Origin of the sequence: Winogradskyella sp. (assembly GCF_013042245.1) — a bacterium.
In the GTDB taxonomy this organism is placed as follows: Bacteria; Bacteroidota; Bacteroidia; order Flavobacteriales; family Flavobacteriaceae; genus Winogradskyella.
The window spans coordinates 1-19,508 of record NZ_JABDQL010000058.1; the positions used below are offsets into that span (position 1 = coordinate 1).

The window sequence follows — 19,508 nt, forward strand, 5'->3', positions numbered from 1 at the left end:
ATCTTTGCTCAAGGGTTATTTGACTCATATTGCAATTTTTTGACGGAGAACAATATAGCTAAATATCCATCAGAAGGAGAAGGGAATTTGTTCCCTTCTTTTTTCTGAAAAATTGCTATAAAAAAAAACTCCTTAAAAGTTGCGTTTATTGGTTGAATTCAAGTTTAATTTATCCCTAAGCCAAAAAAACTTAGGGTTTTTTATTTAAACACTAGTGTCATTGAGATTAAATTTTAACGCCACTCTTTAGTTTGTAATAATTAAAATAGATACCAAGAACATGATATTTTTAACTATGTAATTCCATACAGTAAAAGATTATTAATTATGAGTATTACAAAGGTTTAGTTATTTGTTAAATAAAATAATGTGTAAACCTCTGAATAATATTTGACAGTATATCGCTATCAATGCGAGCAAAAAACATCAAATTAATATTAAAGGAGTAATGCTTATGTGTTATGCAAAAAAAAGACTGCTTGAAAAAGCAGTCTTTTCTGTAACTAAATTAAACTTTATTAGTTCTTAAAATCTGTAATTTAAAGACAGATTTAACATCGTTCCTAACTGACTAAAGTGGTAACCATCATAAGTCATTTGTGAATAACGTTGGTTAAACGTAATTAAGTTAGACTGGTTTTGAATTGGTGTTAAGCCTGTAGCTGTTATTGATGTATCATCAATTAATGCCTGACCTGCAGCGTTCTCTGCTTTGAAACCCCATTCTGGTAAAACATTTAATAAGTTATTAATATTTAACGAAATGGTTAACTTTTCAGTTGCATTATAATTAATCGCTAAATCAGTTACAATCTTTGGTGTAAATTCAGTTCTTAAGTCTGTACTCATACCTTGTTGCTTAAATGTTGTTTTTCCGAAATAAGTATTATTTAAAGAGAAACCCCATTTGTTTATATCATAATTAGCACCTAAAATCCATTTTGTTTGTGGTCTTGATGTAAAGAATAAAGCTTCTTGAGTTGCATTAACAACAGATTGACCAGAGTTAGCAACTAAAGGAATATCTTTAACAGCGCCATCTCTCTCGTTTTGTATTGTGTAGTTACCCGATAAGTTAAGGTCTAAATCGCCATTACCAAGAGCTATATTTCTCTTACTTAATACCACATCTATACCAGACGTTCTTGTATCTATGGCATTAGAAAAGAAACTGACATCACTTAAATTATTTTGTGCTAAAAGAATATCTAAGGGATTTGTTGGGTCGCCACTTGCACCAATTTCAGAACCTAAAACAATTCTATCCTTTACTGCTATATTGTAATAATCTACAGTAAATGCAATTCCGTTATCAAATTTACCACCAATACCTATAGTAAAGTTGTTTGAAGTTTCAGCATCTAATTCAGGAATACCTAAAAGCTTAGCTTGTGTAGATACATTATTAATTAAACCACCTACTTGTATACCTTGTCCAGGGATAAAACTGTATTGTGCTTTTTGCGTATAAATTTGGTGTAATGTTGGTGCTCTGAAGCCTGAAGAAACAGAAGCTCTCGCCGTAAGATTATCATTAAGTTTTAAACGAGAACTTATTTTGTATACAAATGTATTACCAAAATCTGAATAATTTTCTGTACGAACAGTACCGCTTAATAGGAAAGCATCACTTACGTCGTAGTCAATAGAGAAGTAACCCCCGATATTAAAACGGTCAAATTTTCCTGAATTTTGTGGAGCATTACCTGCAAAAGAATCGGCACCACCACCATCATAAGATGCTAACTCACCTTCAATAACTTCAAAAGTCTCGTTTCTAAACTCAGCTCCAAAACCAATACTCACTTTATCGGATAACACTCTAGAAATATCAATGTTACCGACATTGTGCGTAAAACGTGTTCCTCCTGGATCAAAAGATTGCTGACTATTTTCTCTATACAATTGAGATCCTTCAGTAAGTTCTCCTGCATCAACAATACCATTACTATTTGCATCTACCCAAGTTGATGGTGAAAATACTTCATTTCTATTGTGTGATTGGTTTACTCTATACGTTTGTGTGTTTCCACCAGTAGTATAACTTAAATCAACATTCCAGTCATTTATTACTGTTTTAATACCTACAGTACCATTATAATCATTTAATAAACCTTCGAAAGTAGGAACATAGCCGTCATAACCACCAGCATTTAAAGGATTTTCTCCTGGGAAGAAATCAGCTAAATATGGAAAATCAGAAACAGTTCTCCAATATGGAGTTCTGTAGTTTGCAAAGCTGTTTACTTTTTTATAAACATATGCTGCGTTAAAGTACATTTGTGTATTGTTACTTAAGTCATACTCTCCATTAATTAAGAATTTAGACGATGTAGTTTCAGGAGAACCATTAATATTATTAGCATCTGGATTACGTCCTAAAAATTCATTTACAGCGGCTACATCAGCAGCAGTTCCTCCAGTGAAATCAGCAATTTCTCCTTCGGCATTTACAGTACCAGGTCTGTTAGCAAGATTTACTTTTGAAAAATCTATGGTATAATTAATAAAGCCTTTATCTTCTCCAATAGCAGTACCGTTGTTAACAGCCAAACCAATCATTTCGCCATCACCTTCAGAAGTCATTCCTGTTCTTAGTGTTGCAGAACCTTTATTTATATCATCTTTTAATATGATATTCATAACACCAGCAATAGCATCAGAACCATATTGTGCAGATGCACCATCACGTAAAATCTCAACACGTTCTATGGCATCTGTAGGTATGGCAGAAATATCAGCACCTGTTTCACCACGACCTGGTGATGTTTGTGTGTATAATAATGCACTTAAGTTTTTACGCTTACCATTAATAAGTATTAATGTTCTACTTGGCCCCATGTTTCTAATTTCATACGGGTCTAATAATGATGTTGCATCATTTACAGGAGTTTGAACGGTGTTAAAAGAAGGTATTCTATATTGAAGTGCCTTGTCAAATGTTGGTTGTCCTGTAGACACAAGTTCTTTAGAAGATAAAACATCAACTGGTAAAGGTGTGTCCGCATTACTACGAGGTGCCGTACGGCTACCTACTAATACAATTTGATCTAATTCTTCACCTTCAGAAAGTTTAACGTTAATTGTGGATCGTCCATTAACAACCTCTTCAACTGTTGTAAAACCAAGATAACTAAAAACTAATGTCGCACCAGCCTCAACCGATAAAGAGTATTTTCCATCAAAATCAGTTGCTGTACCATTTGTTGTACCTTTTTCTATAACATTAACGCCAAGAATAGGAAGTCCTTCAGAATCAGTTACTTTGCCTGAAACATCTTGTTGTGCGAACAAGAAAGCAGAGCAAAAAAACATTGAAATAATAAGTGTAATTTGTCTCATAAAAAATTTTTTAGTTTAAATATTTCACAAAAATGTTATTTTTTTTTCAATAAATTAACATTTTTTAACTATTTATTTATAATTGTATGTCAGTAATCAGTAATAATTTAGATTTCAAACACATTCTGTCACATTGAGTACTTCGATTTTAGTTTATGCTGAGCACAGTCGAAGTACTCAGCATAAACTAAAGTCGAAATGTCTAGCAAATCAAAAACTTAGATTTCTCGACTACACTTCGACTACGCTCTGTGACCACGCTCAAATGACAGATACATTCTGATTATAACACTTTAAGGATATACAGAATTGAATAAAACTAACTTACTTTCTAAAATTATAGAAAAATACTTTTACAAAGTATACATTTGCACCGCAAAATTATCATTACATGAAAGCTGGAATAGTAGGATTACCAAACGTCGGAAAATCGACCTTATTTAATTGTTTATCTAATGCCAAAGCGCAGAGTGCCAACTTTCCGTTTTGTACAATAGAACCTAATATTGGTGTTGTAAATGTACCTGACCCCAGACTATCTAAGTTAGAAGAATTGGTAACCCCAGAAAAGGTGGTTCCTGCAACTGTAGAGATTGTAGATATTGCAGGTTTGGTAAAAGGAGCCAGTAAAGGCGAAGGTTTAGGAAATCAGTTTTTAGGAAATATTAGAGAAACTGATGCTATTTTGCATGTATTGCGATGTTTTGATAACGATAATATTGTACACGTTGATGGTTCTGTAGACCCAATTAGAGATAAAGAAACCATCGATATGGAATTACAGTTAAAAGATTTGGAAACTGTAGAAAAGAAATTAGATAAAGTTAAGCGTGCCGCAAAAACAGGTAATAAAGAAGCACAAGCCGAAGAAACTGTTTTAAATAAAATAAAAGACGCTTTAGAAGCCGGAATATCTGTCCGTGCGTTAGAGTTTTCTGATGAAGATTATATTGATTACGTAAAGCCATCACAGTTTATTACCGATAAGCCAGTCATGTATATTTGTAACGTAGATGAAGGTGCAGCAACGACTGGTAACGCCTATGTAGATAAGGTAAGAGACGCAGTAAAAGACGAAAACGCTGAAGTTTTAGTTTTAGCTGTTGGTACAGAAGCTGATATTAATGAGTTAGATGATTATGAAGAGCGTCAGATGTTCTTAGCGGATATAGGTTTAGACGAGCCAGGTTCTGCAAAGTTGATTCGTTCAGCCTATAAACTTTTAAATCAGCAAACCTATTTTACAGCTGGTGTTAAAGAAGTGCGTGCTTGGACCGTGAATATTGGTGCTACAGGACCACAAGCTGCTGGAGTTATCCATACCGATTTTGAAAAAGGATTTATCCGTGCAGAAGTTATTGCTTATGACGACTATGTGTCTTACGGAAGCGAGTCCAAAGTAAAAGAAGCTGGTAAAATGCGTGTTGAGGGAAAGAATTATGTTGTTAAAGATGGCGATGTGATGCATTTCTTATTCAATGTTTAAATTTGTGATTTAGTCACATTACATATTTAAATGAATTTAAGATGAAAAAGTACATCTTCTATTTTTTAATTTTCCCTATTATTGTTTCAGCTCAAATTAATGAGAGTGATTCCCTTAAGGTCAAAGCTAGTTTATCGGTTACTGGTTTATGGCAATCTGGTAATGTTGAAACTCTAATTTTAAGAGGTCGTACAGACTTTAGTGTTCGTCCGTGGAAAAAGTGGGTATTTAAAAACACCAATTCTTATGTCTATCAAGCTTTTGATAAGAATAAGGCAGATTCTGATTTTTTAAGTCTTAATTTTTTGTATTTCAATCCAGAAAAACGCTTTTATCCACAAGTATTAGGATTTATAAGTACAAATTTTAGAAGAGAAATAGTACAACGCTACTTGGTTGGGGCAGGCGGAACATACCAAATAATTCAAGGCGAAAAAAGTTGGCTTAAAGCTTCATTGACTTTTGAGTTTGAAGAGACCGATTTTAGACGAGATGTATTCAACAGACCGCAATTTAATGGTAATAATATTATAGATACTTTTAGAAGTACCATCTGGATTAGTGGTAAATATGAGCTGTTTAAGAAAAAAGTGATTCTCAAACATCAAAGTTTCTATCAGCCATCTTTAGAAGATAGTGATAACTATCGATGGCAAGCAGACCTTTCTGCAGAGTTCCCTGTATGGAAACACCTGAGTTTTAAAATAAACTATTTAAGAACTTTTGAGAGTGTCGTTATACAAGGTCAAGAGGAAGAAGATGAGTTTTTAACCTTTGGATTTACGCTTAAAAGTTTTTAAAATTCCTTTTAACACAAGTTAACGGTCGTTAACCTAAATGCTACAAATTAGGTCCTATATTTGAACTATCATCAATCAATTATTTAACCAATTTATAAAAGCCAATGTTCTCAACAACATTGGCTTTTTATTGTTAATTACTTTCCCTAAATCGTATTTTATTTTCTAAGTCATAATGCTATATTTAACAACTCATCTAAGTTTACTGATTTTATGGCCGAACAGACTAAATATACCGAAGATAATATACGCTCGCTCGATTGGAAAGAACACATCCGTATGCGACCTGGTATGTATATCGGTAAGCTCGGTGATGGTTCGTCACCAGACGATGGTATTTACATTTTGCTTAAAGAAGTCCTAGATAACTCTATTGACGAGTTTGTGATGGGTGCAGGTAAGACTATTGAGATTTCTATTCAAGGCGAAAAGGTCATCGTTCGAGATTATGGTCGTGGAATACCATTAGGAAAGGTTGTCGATGTAGTTTCTAAAATGAATACTGGTGGTAAGTACGATTCTAAAGCCTTTAAAAAATCTGTTGGACTAAATGGTGTTGGTACTAAAGCGGTTAATGCATTATCTAACTATTTTAGAGTAGAATCGACTAGAGATGGAAAATCTGCTTCAGCGGAATTTGAGCAAGGAAATTTGACCAATCAGGAGATGTTAGATAACACATCACGACGTAAAGGGACGAAAGTGACTTTTACTCCTGATGATTCCATTTTTAAAAATTACAAATACCGCAGTGAATATGTAGTTAAGATGCTAAAAAACTATGTGTATCTCAATCCTGGATTAACTATAGTTTTTAATAGCGAAAAGTATTACAGTGAAAACGGACTAAAAGATTTATTAGAAGACAACAACAATAAATCCGATTTTTTATACCCTATAATTCATTTAAGAGGCGATGATATTGAAATCGCCGTGACACACAGTAAAACTCAGTATAGTGAAGAATATCACTCTTTTGTAAATGGTCAAAATACCACACAAGGCGGTACACATTTAACTGCTTTTAGAGAAGCAATTGTAAAAACTATCCGTGAGTTTTATGGTAAAAATTATGATACTTCAGACATTCGTAAATCTATCATTGCAGCCATAGCTATAAAAGTTATGGAGCCTGTTTTTGAGAGTCAGACCAAAACAAAACTCGGTTCTACAGATATGGGTGGCGATTTGCCAACCGTACGAACGTATATCAATGATTTTGTTAAGAAATACTTTGACAACTATTTACATAAAAACCCAGATTCTGCAGAGAAGATTCAACGTAAAATTCTTCAAGCCGAACGTGAGCGAAAGGAATTATCTGGTATCCGAAAGCTAGCTAAAGACCGTGCTAAAAAAGCAAGCTTACATAATAAGAAGCTTAGAGACTGCCGCGTGCATTTTGGAGATACTAAAAATGAAAGAAGCTTAGAGTCAACTTTATTTATTACTGAGGGAGATTCTGCATCTGGTAGTATTACAAAATCTCGCGATGTTAATACACAAGCAGTTTTTAGTTTAAAAGGAAAACCTTTAAACTCTTATGGCTTAAGCAAAAAGATAGTATATGAGAATGAAGAATTTAATCTACTTCAAGCGGCTTTAAATATTGAAGAAACGCTTGAAGATTTACGATACAACAATATAGTCATCGCTACAGATGCCGATGTTGATGGTATGCACATTCGATTGTTATTGATAACGTTCTTTTTGCAATTCTTTCCTGAAGTGATCAAAGAAGGACACTTGTATATATTACAAACACCATTATTTAGGGTTCGTAATAAGAAAGAAACGATTTATTGTTATTCTGAAGAGGAGCGAAGAATAGCTATCGAAAAACTAAAACCAAAACCAGAGATTACTCGATTTAAAGGTTTAGGTGAAATTTCACCAGATGAGTTTAAGCATTTTATAGGGGATGACATCCGTTTAGACCCAGTGATGTTAGATAAAGACATGTCTATTGAAGAGATGTTATCTTTTTACATGGGGAAAAACACACCAACACGCCAAGAGTTTATTATTAATAATTTGAAGGTAGAGTTAGATGTTGTTGAATAGAATATTTAGAATATGGAAAATGGACTGTTGGATTATAGACAAAAGGATTATAGAAATTTATATTTAATGGCGAGACATAATTTTAGAAAATTAGAAATATGGAAAGACGGCATCTCTTTTGTATCAGATAATTACAAATTGACTAAAACCTTTCCTGCAGACGAACGTTTCAATTTAATGAGTCAAATGAATAGGTGCGCTGTTTCCATTCCTTCAAATATTTCAGAGGGCTCAGCAAAATCGTCTGATAAACATTTTAAAATTTATCTTGAAACGAGTCTAGGTTCAGCCTATGAATGGGAAACTCAACTCGAAATTGCAAACAATGAAAATTACATCAGTCAAGAAAAATATTCAGAATTAATAAGTAAAATACAATCATTGCAAAAAAGAATAGGAAAATTTATTGATAGGCTATCGTAGCCCATATTCAATACTTCCATATTCCATTTTCTTTTAATTAATATGAGCGAAGAACACGAAGAATTAGAAAACATAAATAACGAAGACCATCAAGAGCCACAAGAGACGATAACCAAAGTCACAGGTATGTACAAGGATTGGTTTTTGGATTATGCATCATACGTAATCCTTGAGCGTGCTGTACCAGCAATTGAGGATGGTTTTAAACCTGTACAACGACGTATCATGCATTCTATGAAAGATTTGGATGATGGTCGTTATAACAAAGTCGCAAACATTGTTGGTCATACGATGCAGTACCATCCGCATGGAGATGCTAGTATTGCTGATGCCATGGTGCAAATCGGTCAGAAAGATTTATTGATTGACACCCAAGGAAACTGGGGGAATATATTAACTGGTGATAGAGCAGCTGCATCGCGTTATATTGAAGCTCGTATCTCAAAATTTGGTTTGGACGTCGTCTATAATCCAAAAATCACACAATGGCAACAATCTTATGATGGTCGTCGAAAAGAACCTGTAAACTTACCAGTAATGTTTCCGCTCTTATTAGCGCAAGGAGGTGAAGGTATTGCCGTAGGTTTATCGACAAAAATATTGCCTCATAATTTTATAGAATTAATTGATGCATCTATAAAACATTTAAAAGGAAAACGCTTTACGATTGTTCCTGATTTCCCAACAGCAGGTATTGCAGATTTTACTAATTATAATGACGGTAATCGTGGCGGGAAAGTACGTGTACGTGCAAAAATTTCGCATCATAGTAAAAACACATTAGCAATTACAGAGATTCCTTTTAGTACCACAACACAATCGCTTATTGACTCTATCTTAAAAGCCAATGATAAGGGGAAAATCAAGATCAAAAAAATTGAAGATAATACTGCAGCTGAGGTTGAGATTTTAGTGCATTTACCTTCAGGTATTTCACCAGACAAGACCATTGATGCCTTATATGCGTTTACTAATTGTGAAACATCGATTTCTCCATTAGGTTGTGTAATTGAGGACAGCAAACCATTATTTGTTGGTGTAACAGAAATGTTACGTCGTTCTACTGATAATACAGTTCAGCTTTTAAAATCTGAACTAGAAATAAAATTAGGCGAGCTAGAAGAACAATGGCATTTTGCCTCCTTAGAACGTATTTTCATTGAAAATAGAATCTATCGCGATATCGAAGAAGAAGAAACTTGGGATGGTGTTATCAATGCGATTGATAAAGGTTTACAACCTCATATCAAACATCTTAAACGAAAAATTACTGTTGATGATATCACGCGTTTAACAGAAATCCGAATCAAACGTATTTCAAAATTTGATATTGACAAAGCACAACAAAAGATTGATGCTTTAGAAGCGCAAATTGCCGAAGTTAAGCATCACTTAGCCAATCTTATTGTTTATGCGATTGCTTATTTTGAGCGTTTAAAGAAAGATTACGGAGAAGGTAAAGAACGTAAAACCGAAATTCGAATTTTTGATGATGTAGATGCTACCAAAGTAGTTATTAGAAATACAAAGCTTTATGTCAATCGCGAAGAAGGTTTTATCGGAACATCACTTCGAAGAGACGAATATGTCTGTGACTGTAGTGATATTGATGATATTATCGCTTTTACCAAAGATGGTAAAATGATGGTAACCAAAGTAGACTCTAAAACCTTTATTGGTAAAGATATTATTCATGTAGCGGTTTTTAAAAAGAAAGATAAACGGACCATTTATAATTTAATTTATAGAGATGGAAAAAGTGGATCGTCTTACGTAAAGCGTTTTGCCGTAACCTCTATGACACGAGATCGTAAATACGATTTAACTAATGGAAACAAAGCTTCAGTGGTTTGGTATTTTTCTGCAAACCCTAATGGCGAGGCCGAAGTCGTTTCCATTTCACTGCGTCAAGTAGGAAGTATAAAAAAACTAAAATGGGATTTAGATTTTGCTGATATTCTCATAAAAGCCAGAACTTCTAAAGGAAATTTGGTCACTAAATATTCCATCAAGCGTATTGAGCTTAAGGAAAAAGGTGTTTCTACATTAAAACCACGAAAGATATGGTTTGATGATACTGTTCAAAGGTTAAATGTTGATGGTCGTGGCGAACTAATTGGGGAGTTTAGAGGTGAAGACCGTTTGCTAATTATTAATCAATCTGGTGTTGCTAAAACAATAATCCCAGAAATCACAGCTCATTTCGATAGTGATATGATTGTTCTTGAAAAATGGATTCCCAAAAAACCAATTTCAGCAATTTATTACAATGGTGAAAAAGAATTATGCTACGTTAAGCGTTTTTTAATTGAACAAGAAGGTCGAGAAGAGTCATTCATCACTGAGCATCCAAAATCACAGCTAGAAGTTGTTTCCACCGATTGGCGACCAGTTGCTGAGGTAGAATTTACTAAAGAGCGAGGTAAAGATCGCAAACCAAACCTTAAAGTCAATTTTGAGGAATTTATAGATATAAAAGGTATTTCCGCTATGGGAAATCAACTAACCAAAGATAAAGTCAAGCAAATTGATTTGATAGAATCATTACCTTATGACGCACCAGAAGAAGTGCACGCCGACGAGTTAGAAGTTGTAGATGAGGAGCAGGTAACTGCTGAAACATCAGATACTTCTGAAGGGAAAGTAAAAGTAGAATTAGACCCAAAACCTAAAACAGATACATCAACATCTAAAGACGATACTGAATCTAATCCTGATGTAGATGATTCAGGACAAGCATCTTTGTTTTAATTTGATATTATTATTTCTTTTTTGAAGTTTTCTGATTTAAAAACTCTACAAACAACGAAAATGCAATTGCAAAATAAAGATAGCCTTTAGGTATTGCACCAACTTCATTACCGAAAAATTGGGTATGCGATAAATGCGCAGCCTCCGTAATTAGCATAAATCCTATTAAAATTAAAAACGCCAAACCTAGTATCTGAATACTTGGATGGTTATCAATAAAACGTCGTATTGGGTTAGCAAAGCCTATCATTACAACTATAGATATAACTACGGCAATTATCATTAAAACCAAGCTATAGTTTGGGTTTGGATGCAAGCCATTAGTCATACCAATTGCTGTTAATATAGAATCTATGGAAAATATAAAGTCTATAATTAATATTTGTACAATGGCTTGTTGAAGTGAACTAATCACTTTTCCTTTTATACTATCTTCATCATAAGATGGAGTTTCTACCTTTTCTCTAATCTCAGAAGTGCTTTTATATATGAGAAATAAACCGCCAGCAAACAATATAATGGCTTGCCAACTAAGATGTAATTCTAACCATGAATTTTCAATTTCGTAAAAAGGTTCTTTTAAGCCTACCAAAAACGATACAAAAAATAGAAGTATAATTCGTTGTGCCATGGCTAAAACTAATCCAATATTAGTGGCTTTACCACGCTGATGCTCCGGTAGTTTATTAGCTGCTATAGAAATAAATACGATATTATCTATCCCTAAAATGATTTCTAAAAAAGTGAGTGTTAGTAATGCGATAATGGCATCACCAGAAAGCAAAAATTCTAGCATATTTATTTAATTCTGTAGGCTGTACCTTTTTCTACACGAATGGATTTATTCTGTTTTTTAATAGCTAATTTGTATTCAAAAGTGTATGAAGAATCAGTAGTTGTTAAAATTTTCATATGTATAGCATCATCTTCTGAACTATTTTTAGGATTTAGCTTCTTTAAAATAAACTCACAATCATTTATCCAACGAATAGAAGAGGAATCAACTTTACCTTCGAAATAATCGATACTGTAAGCTTTCGTTCTTTTAAAAGTTCCTGTTTTTTCTACGCCATCAACAATAAAAGAAAATTTAAACTCACCAGTTTTATAATCTTGACAATTACGTTCTACATTATAACAACTCGTAAGTGCGATAAAAAAAAGAATGAATAGGCTGCGCTTCATGTGTAATGCAAATATTTTTACAAAAGTAAGAATTTAGTTGCGCTTAATTCTGATAGCTTTTAAAACTTCCATCTTTATAGAGGATTATTATTTTTTCTATTTCGGAAGAATTATTTGAATTTACAAATTCTGTTGATTCTTCAGGATTAGAATCTGAAAATTTTAATTGTTCTTTTTTTGGAGTAGAAGGGAATTGACCCTTGCCATTCATCAACCAATATAAATCTACTTCAGTATAGGTATGGAGAACCTTCATAACAAAATCTAAACTAGGCTTATTTCTTCCAGAAAGAATATGTGAAATACTAGAGCGTTGTACACCAATTTTTTCGGCAAAACTAGATGCGGTTTCGTCATAATATTTAATGACTTTTTGAAGACGTTCTGTAAAATCTGAGGTATTTGTCATTGTAAACCGTATTCTTTTTAAATATACGTTACAAATGTAACAATAGATGTGATAACTTTTATATTAAATATAAATATTAACTAATTTAAGTTAAACCAAAAGTTTATATATGTTGCAGCAAAGTACTGATATAAAGCATTTTAATAATAAAATTATCATTTCATTGAATATTTTCATTATATGATTTAATAAGGATTTTCATAGTTGCAACTAGCGTATACAATTGTAACATATTTAATGCAATTATTGTTTACAAATGTAAATTTACAATTGTATACCTTTGTGTTATAAATGTTTTAAATGACTTCAAAATACTTATCGGAATTGCAGAAATCTTTTAAAGAAAAATCGCTTTTTGGACGTTATATCACCAATTCAAAAATTGCTGATGTTTTAAAAAAATTGAGTACTAAATTTGAAGTTTCTACACTTGGATATTCTGTTGAGAATAGGCCAATCTACAGTATTAAAATTGGACGCGGTACGACTAAGGTATTACTTTGGTCACAAATGCATGGAAACGAATCAACGACAACAAAAGCAATTTTTGATTTATGTAATGCATTTATGAAAGGAGAATTTTCTGATATTATTGAAAGTTGTACGCTTCAAATCATCCCAATTTTGAATCCTGATGGCGCTGAACGTTATACACGTATTAATGCAAATGATGTGGATTTAAACAGAGATGCACAGGATTTATCTCAGCCAGAGAGTAAGGTGCTAAGAGTCTGTTTTGATGATTTTGAACCTGATTATTGTTTTAATCTTCATGGGCAACGCACAATTTTTGGTGCGGGTGATGCTGGCAATTCGGCTATTTTATCTTTTTTATCACCATCAGAAGATGATAAACGTTCTATTACCATAACCCGAAAAAAGGCTATGGCAGTTATTTCTAGTATAAACAAGAATCTTCAGCCTGACTTAGCAGACGCAATAGGGAGATATGACGATGGTTTTAATCTCAACTGTGTTGGTGATACGTTTCAGTCCATGGGTGTGCCAACTATTTTATATGAAGCAGGACACTATCCTAATGATTATGAGCGTGAGATAACCAGAGTCTATCTTTTTAAGGCTTTGTTTTACGGTTTACAAGCGATATCAAATTCCTCTAACTATAAAGATTTTAACGGTTATTATGATATCCCAGAAAACAAAAAGAATTTTTACGATGTAATTATCAGAAATTGTAGAAGTAAAGATTCAGAAACATCTTTTGATGTAGCTATCCAGTTTAAAGAAGTTCTAAAAGATGGAGGCATAAGTTTTGTGCCTTATGTAGAAAAATTAGAGCAACTTGATTCTTATTTCGGTCATGATGAAATTGATGCAAAAAATGCTATGATTCTTAATCATGAAAATAAGATCTTAAAAGTCGGCTACGAAATCGTTTTCGCAATGTTAAATAATCGTAAATACTTGATAAAATCTTAATAATTCACAGATTTAGCTTCTTTTTTTTAATGAAAATGTCTTAATTTTGCATATAATTCAACAAATAAATAATATGGCAAAGTTCAAATTAGACGAAATTGACCACCAAATATTGGATATGCTTATCGACAACACGCGTATTCCATTTACAGATATTGCAAAGAAATTATTGATTTCTGCTGGTACCGTTCATGTAAGAGTAAAGAAAATGGAAGAGGCCGGAATTATCAAGGGTTCTTCATTGACATTAGACTACAAGAAATTAGGATATTCTTTTATTGCTTACGTTGGTGTTTTTCTTCAGAATACATCGCAAACAAAATTTGTTTTAGAACGTATTTCTGAAATTCCTTATGTTACAGTAGCTCACATTACAACAGGGAAATTTAATATTTTTTGTAAAATTAGAGCCAAGGATACTATGCATGCTAAAGAAATTATCTTTATGTTAGACGATATTGATGGTGTTTATCGTACCGAGACCATGATTTCCCTTGAGGAAAGCATTAATGATAAGAAACGTCTAATGCATACAATTTTTAATGAATTATAACACATATTAGTTATAAAAATTACAAAGCTCTAACAATTTGTTAGGGCTTTTTTTATCTTCGAGCAGAAAATCAAATCACTATGAATTTACCTCAAAATGAATTTAATCCTTACTATTTGCCTTATATTATTTTGGCTACAAGTGAAAATATTATTGAAGGATTACAACGAAATTTAAAATCTGTTACTGCTTTTTACAAAAATATTCCTGAAGAAAAACATAATTACGCATACGCTGAAGGAAAATGGACAGTAAAAGATATTCTTCTTCACATTATAGATACAGAGCGTATTTTTGCTTACCGAGCTTTACGGATAGGACGCAATGACAAAACGCTTATGAGAGGTTTTGAACAAGATGATTATGTAATTTCTGGTAATGCTTCTGCCAGAACAATGGAGAGTTTAATAAATGAATATATGTCTGTACGCCATTCAACTATTTCTCTTTATAAATCTTTTAGTCAAAATGACTTAAAATGTATGGGCACTGCAAGTAACTCACCAGTGTCAGTTAGAGCTATTGGTTATATTATAAGCGGTCACGAAAATCACCATAATCGGATAATTGAAGAGCGTTATCTTAATTAAATCTTTTCGGCTAAATACTTACCAGTAATTGAGTCTTTATCTTTAGCAATTTCTTCTGGTGTCCCCGAAGACACTAATTGTCCGCCATTTTTTCCACCTTCAGGGCCTAAATCAATGATGTAATCAGCACATTTTATCAAGTCAATATTGTGCTCAATGACAATAATAGAATGGCCAATGTTAATTAAAGCCTGAAAGGACTTGAGTAATTTTTTAATATCATGAAAATGAAGACCTGTCGTAGGTTCATCAAAAATAAATAGGGTTGTATCTCCTCGAGAACCTTTTCCTAAAAATGAAGCCAATTTAATACGTTGTGCTTCACCGCCAGATAGTGTAGAAGAAGATTGACCAAGCCTTACATAGCCTAAGCCAACGTCTTTTAGCGGTTGTAGTTTTCTTTCTATTTTAGACTGTTTGTGTTCTGAGAAAAATGCTACGGCGTTATCAATAGTCATATTCAGAATATCATCAATAGATTTTCCTTCAAAATTAACTTCTAAAACTTCCTTTTTAAAACGTTTCCCATTACAGGTATCACAGGTAAGGTGTACATCTGCCATAAACTGCATTTCTATGGTAACTTCGCCTTCACCTTTACAGGTTTCACAGCGACCACCGTCAACATTAAAACTAAAGTGTTTGGCTTGGTAGTTCCTGATTTTACTCAATTTTTGAGAAGCAAATAATGCCCTTATATCATCATAGGCTTTTACATAGGTCACAGGATTAGAACGAGACGAGCGCCCAATGGGATTTTGGTCCACAAACTCTACATTTTCAATATTTGAAAAATTACCTTTAAGTTCTGTAAATTGACCTGGCTTGTCTCCAAAACCAGTTAGCTTTTTCTGTAATGCAGGATATAGTAGTTTCTTTACTAATGTACTTTTTCCACTACCTGAAACACCGGTAATGACAGTAAGCATATTTAATGGGAAGTTGACATCAATATTACTGAGGTTATTCTCTCTTGCGCCTACAACTTCAATATTATATTTTGAAGCTCTTCGTTTTTTAGGTACCTCAATTTCTAGCTTACCATTTAAATAATTAGCAGTAAGCGTATCTGAAACCAAAATATCTTTAAATGTTCCTGTAGCGACAACTTCACCACCGAAGGTGCCAGCTTCAGGCCCAATATCTATAACTTCATCAGCAGCTTTCATAATGTCTTCGTCGTGTTCTACAACGATTACAGTGTTTCCTAAATCTCTAAGTGATTTAAGAACATCAATCAATCGCTCTGTATCTTTTGGATGTAAGCCAATACTAGGTTCATCTAAAATATACAAGGAGCCAACAAGACTACTTCCTAGCGATGTCGCCAAGTTTATTCGCTGACTTTCCCCGCCTGAAAGTGTGTTTGATTTTCGGTTTAGAGTAAGGTAGTTTAGTCCCACGTTTGACAAAAACTCTAGTCTTGTATTAATTTCTTTTAATAACCGTTTAGCTATTTTTACATCATGCTCATCTAACCGCAGTGTCTTAAAGAAATTAGTGAGCTCATCTAGAGGTAAGTCTACTAAGTCCATTATGGTCTTGCTATCAATTTTAACATAACTAGCTTCTTCTCGTAAGCGTTTTCCTTTGCAGACGTTGCATTTGGTTTTTCCACGGTAACGTGATAGCATTACACGATTCTGGATTTTATAGGCTTTGGATTCTAATTCCGAGAAAAAGCTGTCTAAACCTTCAAAATGTTTGTTTCCTGTCCAAACAAGTGCTTTTTGTTTTTCAGTAAGCTCAAAGAAAGGTTTATGAATAGGGAAATCGAATTTATGAGAATTGTTAACCAGTTGGTCTCTATACCAACTCATACTTTCGCCACGCCAAGGAAAAATAGCATTTTCGTATATTGAAAGTGCGGTGTTGGGTATAACTAAATCTTCATCAATACCAATGACCTCGCCGTACCCTTCACATTTTGGGCAAGCACCATACGGATTATTAAAGCTGAATAGATGTGCGTTTGGTTCTAAGAAAACCATGCCATCCAATTCAAATTTATTATTAAATATTTTTTGTTTTTTATTTGAAAGTGACTCTATGATGCATGTGCCTAAGCCTTCAAAAAAGGCAGTCTCAATAGCATCTGCCAAGCGATTTAAAAAGTCTTCATCATCTTGGTAGACAATTCGATCTACGACTAGAAATAAGTCGTCAGTAGACTTGATAGTTATATCTAGAGCTTCGTCAATTCTCAAAACGTCACCATTAATCTTTACCCTTGCATAACCTTGCTGTTGAAGTGTTTGCAATTTGTTCTCTGTTGTGCGACCTTCTTCAAGAATAATTGGAGAAAGAAGTAAGAGTTTACTACGTTCTTCAAACGTTTTGATGTAATCTACCACATCGCCAGTTCGGTGCTTTTTTACCAATTCTCCCGAAATAGGAGAGTAGGTCTTTCCAATTCTAGCAAATAGTAACTTTAGATAATCATAAATTTCGGTCGTAGTACCAACCGTTGAGCGTGGGTTTGTAGAGTTTACTTTTTGCTCAATGGCAATAGCAGGAGCAATACCTTTAATGTAATCGACTTTAGGTTTGTTCAGTCTACCTAAAAATTGTCGGGCATAACTACTTAGGCTTTCTACATAACGGCGTTGTCCTTCTGCATAAAGCGTATCAAAAGCTAAACTTGACTTACCTGAACCAGATAAACCTGTAATAACCACGAGTTTATTTCTAGGAATTACAACGTCAATATTTTTAAGATTATGGAGTTTTGCTCCTTTTATAATGATGTTTTTCTTTGGGTTGACGTCTAAAACCGTTGTGCTCATATAGATTATTTGCTAAAAAGTTTTTTCAAAGATACCACAACTATTTTACAGCTAAAAGTGATGATATGTTAGATTAAATGTTAAAATTTGGGTTGAAATTTTGTTTTTTCGGAATGATTCTTGTTTATTTGAGACATACAATTTATAAAAAAGAACTGCATATACATAATATTACTCTAAGAAAAAGCTAGAAACACCAGACAAGGCAGGACTTTGTTGCTTAAAGTACTTATTATGAAACGAAAACTTATCGAAGACGCAGTTTTAGTCAAAAACTATATTAATGGAGACGAAAGTGCATTATCAAAGCTGATAAACAGGCACAAACAGAAAATTTACAGTTTTATCTATTCTAAAGTTTATGATAGAGATATTACCGAAGATGTTTTCCAGGATACATTTATAAAAGTTATAAGAACCTTGAAACGAGGTAAATACAACGAAGAAGGTAAATTTTTACCTTGGGTAATGCGTATTGCCCATAATCTGGTCATTGACCATTTTAGAAAGAATAAACGTATGCCTAAATTCGATAACTCTGGAGAATTTAGTATTTTTTCAGTACTGAGTGATTCATCTTTAAATGCTGAAAAAAGTCTCATTAAAGACCAAGTAGAGTCTGACGTCAGACGTATTATCGAAGAACTTCCCGAAGACCAAAAACAAGTGCTAGTAATGCGTATGTATCAAGATATGAGTTTTAAAGAAATCTCAGAACGTACAGGCGTTAGTATTAATACTGCTTTGGGTAGAATGCGCTATGCACTAATTAATTTAAGAAAAGTTATTGAGCAACATAATATCGTTTTAACAAATTGATATAATAAATTATATTTTTTTGCGTTTTAAGTGTTATATGAACATAAAATTACGCAAATGGCTAAAATTTACTCTCAGAACACCTCAAAACAAATTCAGCTTAACCCAAAACAAGAGACAGTAGATTTTCTACTTAACTATTCTAAGGCTTTACGTGTTAATTGTTATAAAAAAATAAAGTTTGAAGCACTTCTGAATTAGTTTATAAAAACCTGATTTTTTAATCAGGTTTTTTTGTTGAAGTGAATTTCTTCATAGTTAGTAGTGTTTAGATACTCTGATTTAAGATTTTTTAGGTAATGAATTATAAACTGTTGTTTAGGATGAGTTTTTAATAAGCAGTTTTTTAATTCTTTATCGTATATGGTTAAGATTAAATACCAATGTCCTTTTCTGCTTGTATAAGCATTCGATAATATATCTGTATCTAATGCTTCATCTATTACAACTGGTATAATATTAAGCGTTTTGTCGTCTTTGTCTGTCTCTAAATAATCAAATAAATATATATCGTTATTAATTGTAACCTCATAACTAGACCAAGTTAATTTCTTTTCATTTCTGAACTTTGTTTTTATATAATTATGAAATTCACCGTCATTTTTGGGGTCTTTAAAAATGAAAGATGTCTCTCTTGGTAGTTTACGCAGGGCAAAATCATACTTTTTTAGACAAAAAATAGTGAGCTATCTACATGATTTTTAGTTGTTTAAGTTATTAATTATAGCTATATTCTAATATATGACTGAATTAGTACTTGTTCTCCATAATTCCCAAGCGGATTGCCCTGTAATGGCATATAATGCAAACTCCTTTAGGCGTTGATTATTATTCTTAATCCGCTCAAGTATCATAAACCA

The 19,508-nt window shown here is 33.0% G+C and carries 15 protein-coding genes; 10 read left to right on the plus strand and 5 right to left on the minus strand.

Translation table 11 applies throughout. The annotated features are described in order from the left end of the window. Positions 1 to 525 precede the first annotated feature (525 nt). Positions 526 to 3,342 carry a TonB-dependent receptor gene (locus HKP48_RS04580; RefSeq protein ID WP_296343291.1) on the minus strand — a complete coding sequence of 939 codons (2,817 nt, stop codon included), beginning with the start codon at positions 3,340 to 3,342 and terminating at the stop codon, positions 526 to 528. A 391-nt stretch (positions 3,343 to 3,733) separates the two neighbouring features. Between HKP48_RS04580 and ychF the strand changes: the two genes are divergently transcribed. The 5 genes from ychF (at position 3,734) to HKP48_RS04605 (ending at position 10,866) form a co-directional block, all read left to right on the plus strand. Beyond that, positions 3,734 to 4,828, plus strand: a complete 1,095-nt coding sequence (gene ychF / locus HKP48_RS04585; protein WP_296343293.1) for a redox-regulated ATPase YchF — start codon at positions 3,734 to 3,736, stop codon at positions 4,826 to 4,828. Between the two features lie 41 nt (positions 4,829 to 4,869). Further along, the gene (locus HKP48_RS04590; RefSeq protein ID WP_296343296.1) at positions 4,870 to 5,628 is read left to right on the plus strand and encodes a DUF481 domain-containing protein; all 759 of its coding nucleotides are present in this window, start codon (positions 4,870 to 4,872) and stop codon (positions 5,626 to 5,628) included. Positions 5,629 to 5,841: 213 nt separating this feature from the next. Next, a complete protein-coding gene (locus HKP48_RS04595; RefSeq protein WP_296343298.1) occupies positions 5,842 to 7,692 on the plus strand; it encodes a DNA topoisomerase IV subunit B in 1,851 nt (616 codons plus the stop codon). Between the two features lie 12 nt (positions 7,693 to 7,704). Beyond that, positions 7,705 to 8,115, plus strand: a complete 411-nt coding sequence (locus tag HKP48_RS04600) for a four helix bundle protein (RefSeq protein WP_296343300.1) — start codon at positions 7,705 to 7,707, stop codon at positions 8,113 to 8,115. A 42-nt stretch (positions 8,116 to 8,157) separates the two neighbouring features. Then, on the plus strand, positions 8,158 to 10,866 hold the full coding sequence (locus HKP48_RS04605; RefSeq protein ID WP_296343302.1) for a DNA gyrase/topoisomerase IV subunit A: 2,709 nt from the start codon (positions 8,158 to 8,160) through the stop codon (positions 10,864 to 10,866). 10 nt (positions 10,867 to 10,876) lie between these two features. Here HKP48_RS04605 and HKP48_RS04610 read toward each other — a convergent pair whose 3' ends face one another. The 3 genes from HKP48_RS04610 to HKP48_RS04620 are packed head-to-tail and all read right to left on the minus strand — an operon-like array spanning position 10,877 to position 12,460. Then, positions 10,877 to 11,662 (minus strand): TerC family protein, encoded by a 786-nt coding sequence (locus tag HKP48_RS04610; protein ID WP_296343304.1) that lies wholly within the window; start codon positions 11,660 to 11,662, stop codon positions 10,877 to 10,879. A 2-nt stretch (positions 11,663 to 11,664) separates the two neighbouring features. Then, a complete protein-coding gene (locus HKP48_RS04615; RefSeq protein WP_296343306.1) occupies positions 11,665 to 12,051 on the minus strand; it encodes a hypothetical protein in 387 nt (128 codons plus the stop codon). A 43-nt stretch (positions 12,052 to 12,094) separates the two neighbouring features. Beyond that, entirely contained in the window at positions 12,095 to 12,460 is a 366-nt protein-coding gene (locus HKP48_RS04620; RefSeq protein WP_296343308.1) for a helix-turn-helix transcriptional regulator, read from the minus strand. 300 nt (positions 12,461 to 12,760) lie between these two features. Here HKP48_RS04620 and HKP48_RS04625 point away from each other — a divergent pair, with 300 nt between their 5' ends. The 3 genes from HKP48_RS04625 (at position 12,761) to HKP48_RS04635 (ending at position 15,043) form a co-directional block, all read left to right on the plus strand. Further along, positions 12,761 to 13,900 carry a M14 family zinc carboxypeptidase gene (locus tag HKP48_RS04625; RefSeq protein ID WP_296343310.1) on the plus strand — a complete coding sequence of 380 codons (1,140 nt, stop codon included), beginning with the start codon at positions 12,761 to 12,763 and terminating at the stop codon, positions 13,898 to 13,900. A 73-nt stretch (positions 13,901 to 13,973) separates the two neighbouring features. Then, a complete protein-coding gene (locus HKP48_RS04630) occupies positions 13,974 to 14,453 on the plus strand; it encodes a winged helix-turn-helix transcriptional regulator (RefSeq protein ID WP_296343312.1) in 480 nt (159 codons plus the stop codon). A gap of 80 nt (positions 14,454 to 14,533) precedes the next feature. Beyond that, the gene (locus HKP48_RS04635) at positions 14,534 to 15,043 is read left to right on the plus strand and encodes a DinB family protein (protein ID WP_296343314.1); all 510 of its coding nucleotides are present in this window, start codon (positions 14,534 to 14,536) and stop codon (positions 15,041 to 15,043) included. Here the strand turns inward: HKP48_RS04635 and uvrA are convergent. After that, positions 15,040 to 17,829: an excinuclease ABC subunit UvrA gene (gene uvrA / locus HKP48_RS04640; RefSeq protein WP_296343317.1), complete on the minus strand. Its 2,790-nt coding sequence runs from the start codon at positions 17,827 to 17,829 to the stop codon at positions 15,040 to 15,042. The genes HKP48_RS04635 and uvrA overlap by 4 nt on opposite strands. Before the next feature lie 234 nt (positions 17,830 to 18,063). Between uvrA and HKP48_RS04645 the strand changes: the two genes are divergently transcribed. Together HKP48_RS04645 and HKP48_RS04650 are read left to right on the plus strand one after the other, a co-directional pair. Further along, positions 18,064 to 18,648 carry a sigma-70 family RNA polymerase sigma factor gene (locus HKP48_RS04645; protein ID WP_296343319.1) on the plus strand — a complete coding sequence of 195 codons (585 nt, stop codon included), beginning with the start codon at positions 18,064 to 18,066 and terminating at the stop codon, positions 18,646 to 18,648. Between the two features lie 57 nt (positions 18,649 to 18,705). Further along, positions 18,706 to 18,849 (plus strand): hypothetical protein, encoded by a 144-nt coding sequence (locus HKP48_RS04650; protein WP_296343321.1) that lies wholly within the window; start codon positions 18,706 to 18,708, stop codon positions 18,847 to 18,849. Positions 18,850 to 19,508 lie beyond the last annotated feature (659 nt).

Bases quoted from the DNA above. Each gene is read 5' to 3' on its own strand.
- HKP48_RS04580 (WP_296343291.1), bottom strand. From the start codon at position 3,342: ATGAGACAAATTACACTTATTATTTCAATGTTTTTTTGCTCTGCTTTC.
- ychF (WP_296343293.1), top strand. From the start codon at position 3,734: ATGAAAGCTGGAATAGTAGGATTACCAAACGTCGGAAAATCGACCTTA.
- HKP48_RS04590 (WP_296343296.1), top strand. From the start codon at position 4,870: ATGAAAAAGTACATCTTCTATTTTTTAATTTTCCCTATTATTGTTTCA.
- HKP48_RS04595 (WP_296343298.1), top strand. From the start codon at position 5,842: ATGGCCGAACAGACTAAATATACCGAAGATAATATACGCTCGCTCGAT.
- HKP48_RS04600 (WP_296343300.1), top strand. From the start codon at position 7,705: ATGGAAAATGGACTGTTGGATTATAGACAAAAGGATTATAGAAATTTA.
- HKP48_RS04605 (WP_296343302.1), top strand. From the start codon at position 8,158: ATGAGCGAAGAACACGAAGAATTAGAAAACATAAATAACGAAGACCAT.
- HKP48_RS04610 (WP_296343304.1), bottom strand. From the start codon at position 11,662: ATGCTAGAATTTTTGCTTTCTGGTGATGCCATTATCGCATTACTAACA.
- HKP48_RS04615 (WP_296343306.1), bottom strand. From the start codon at position 12,051: ATGAAGCGCAGCCTATTCATTCTTTTTTTTATCGCACTTACGAGTTGT.
- HKP48_RS04620 (WP_296343308.1), bottom strand. From the start codon at position 12,460: ATGACAAATACCTCAGATTTTACAGAACGTCTTCAAAAAGTCATTAAA.
- HKP48_RS04625 (WP_296343310.1), top strand. From the start codon at position 12,761: ATGACTTCAAAATACTTATCGGAATTGCAGAAATCTTTTAAAGAAAAA.
- HKP48_RS04630 (WP_296343312.1), top strand. From the start codon at position 13,974: ATGGCAAAGTTCAAATTAGACGAAATTGACCACCAAATATTGGATATG.
- HKP48_RS04635 (WP_296343314.1), top strand. From the start codon at position 14,534: ATGAATTTACCTCAAAATGAATTTAATCCTTACTATTTGCCTTATATT.
- uvrA (WP_296343317.1), bottom strand. From the start codon at position 17,829: ATGAGCACAACGGTTTTAGACGTCAACCCAAAGAAAAACATCATTATA.
- HKP48_RS04645 (WP_296343319.1), top strand. From the start codon at position 18,064: ATGAAACGAAAACTTATCGAAGACGCAGTTTTAGTCAAAAACTATATT.
- HKP48_RS04650 (WP_296343321.1), top strand. From the start codon at position 18,706: ATGGCTAAAATTTACTCTCAGAACACCTCAAAACAAATTCAGCTTAAC.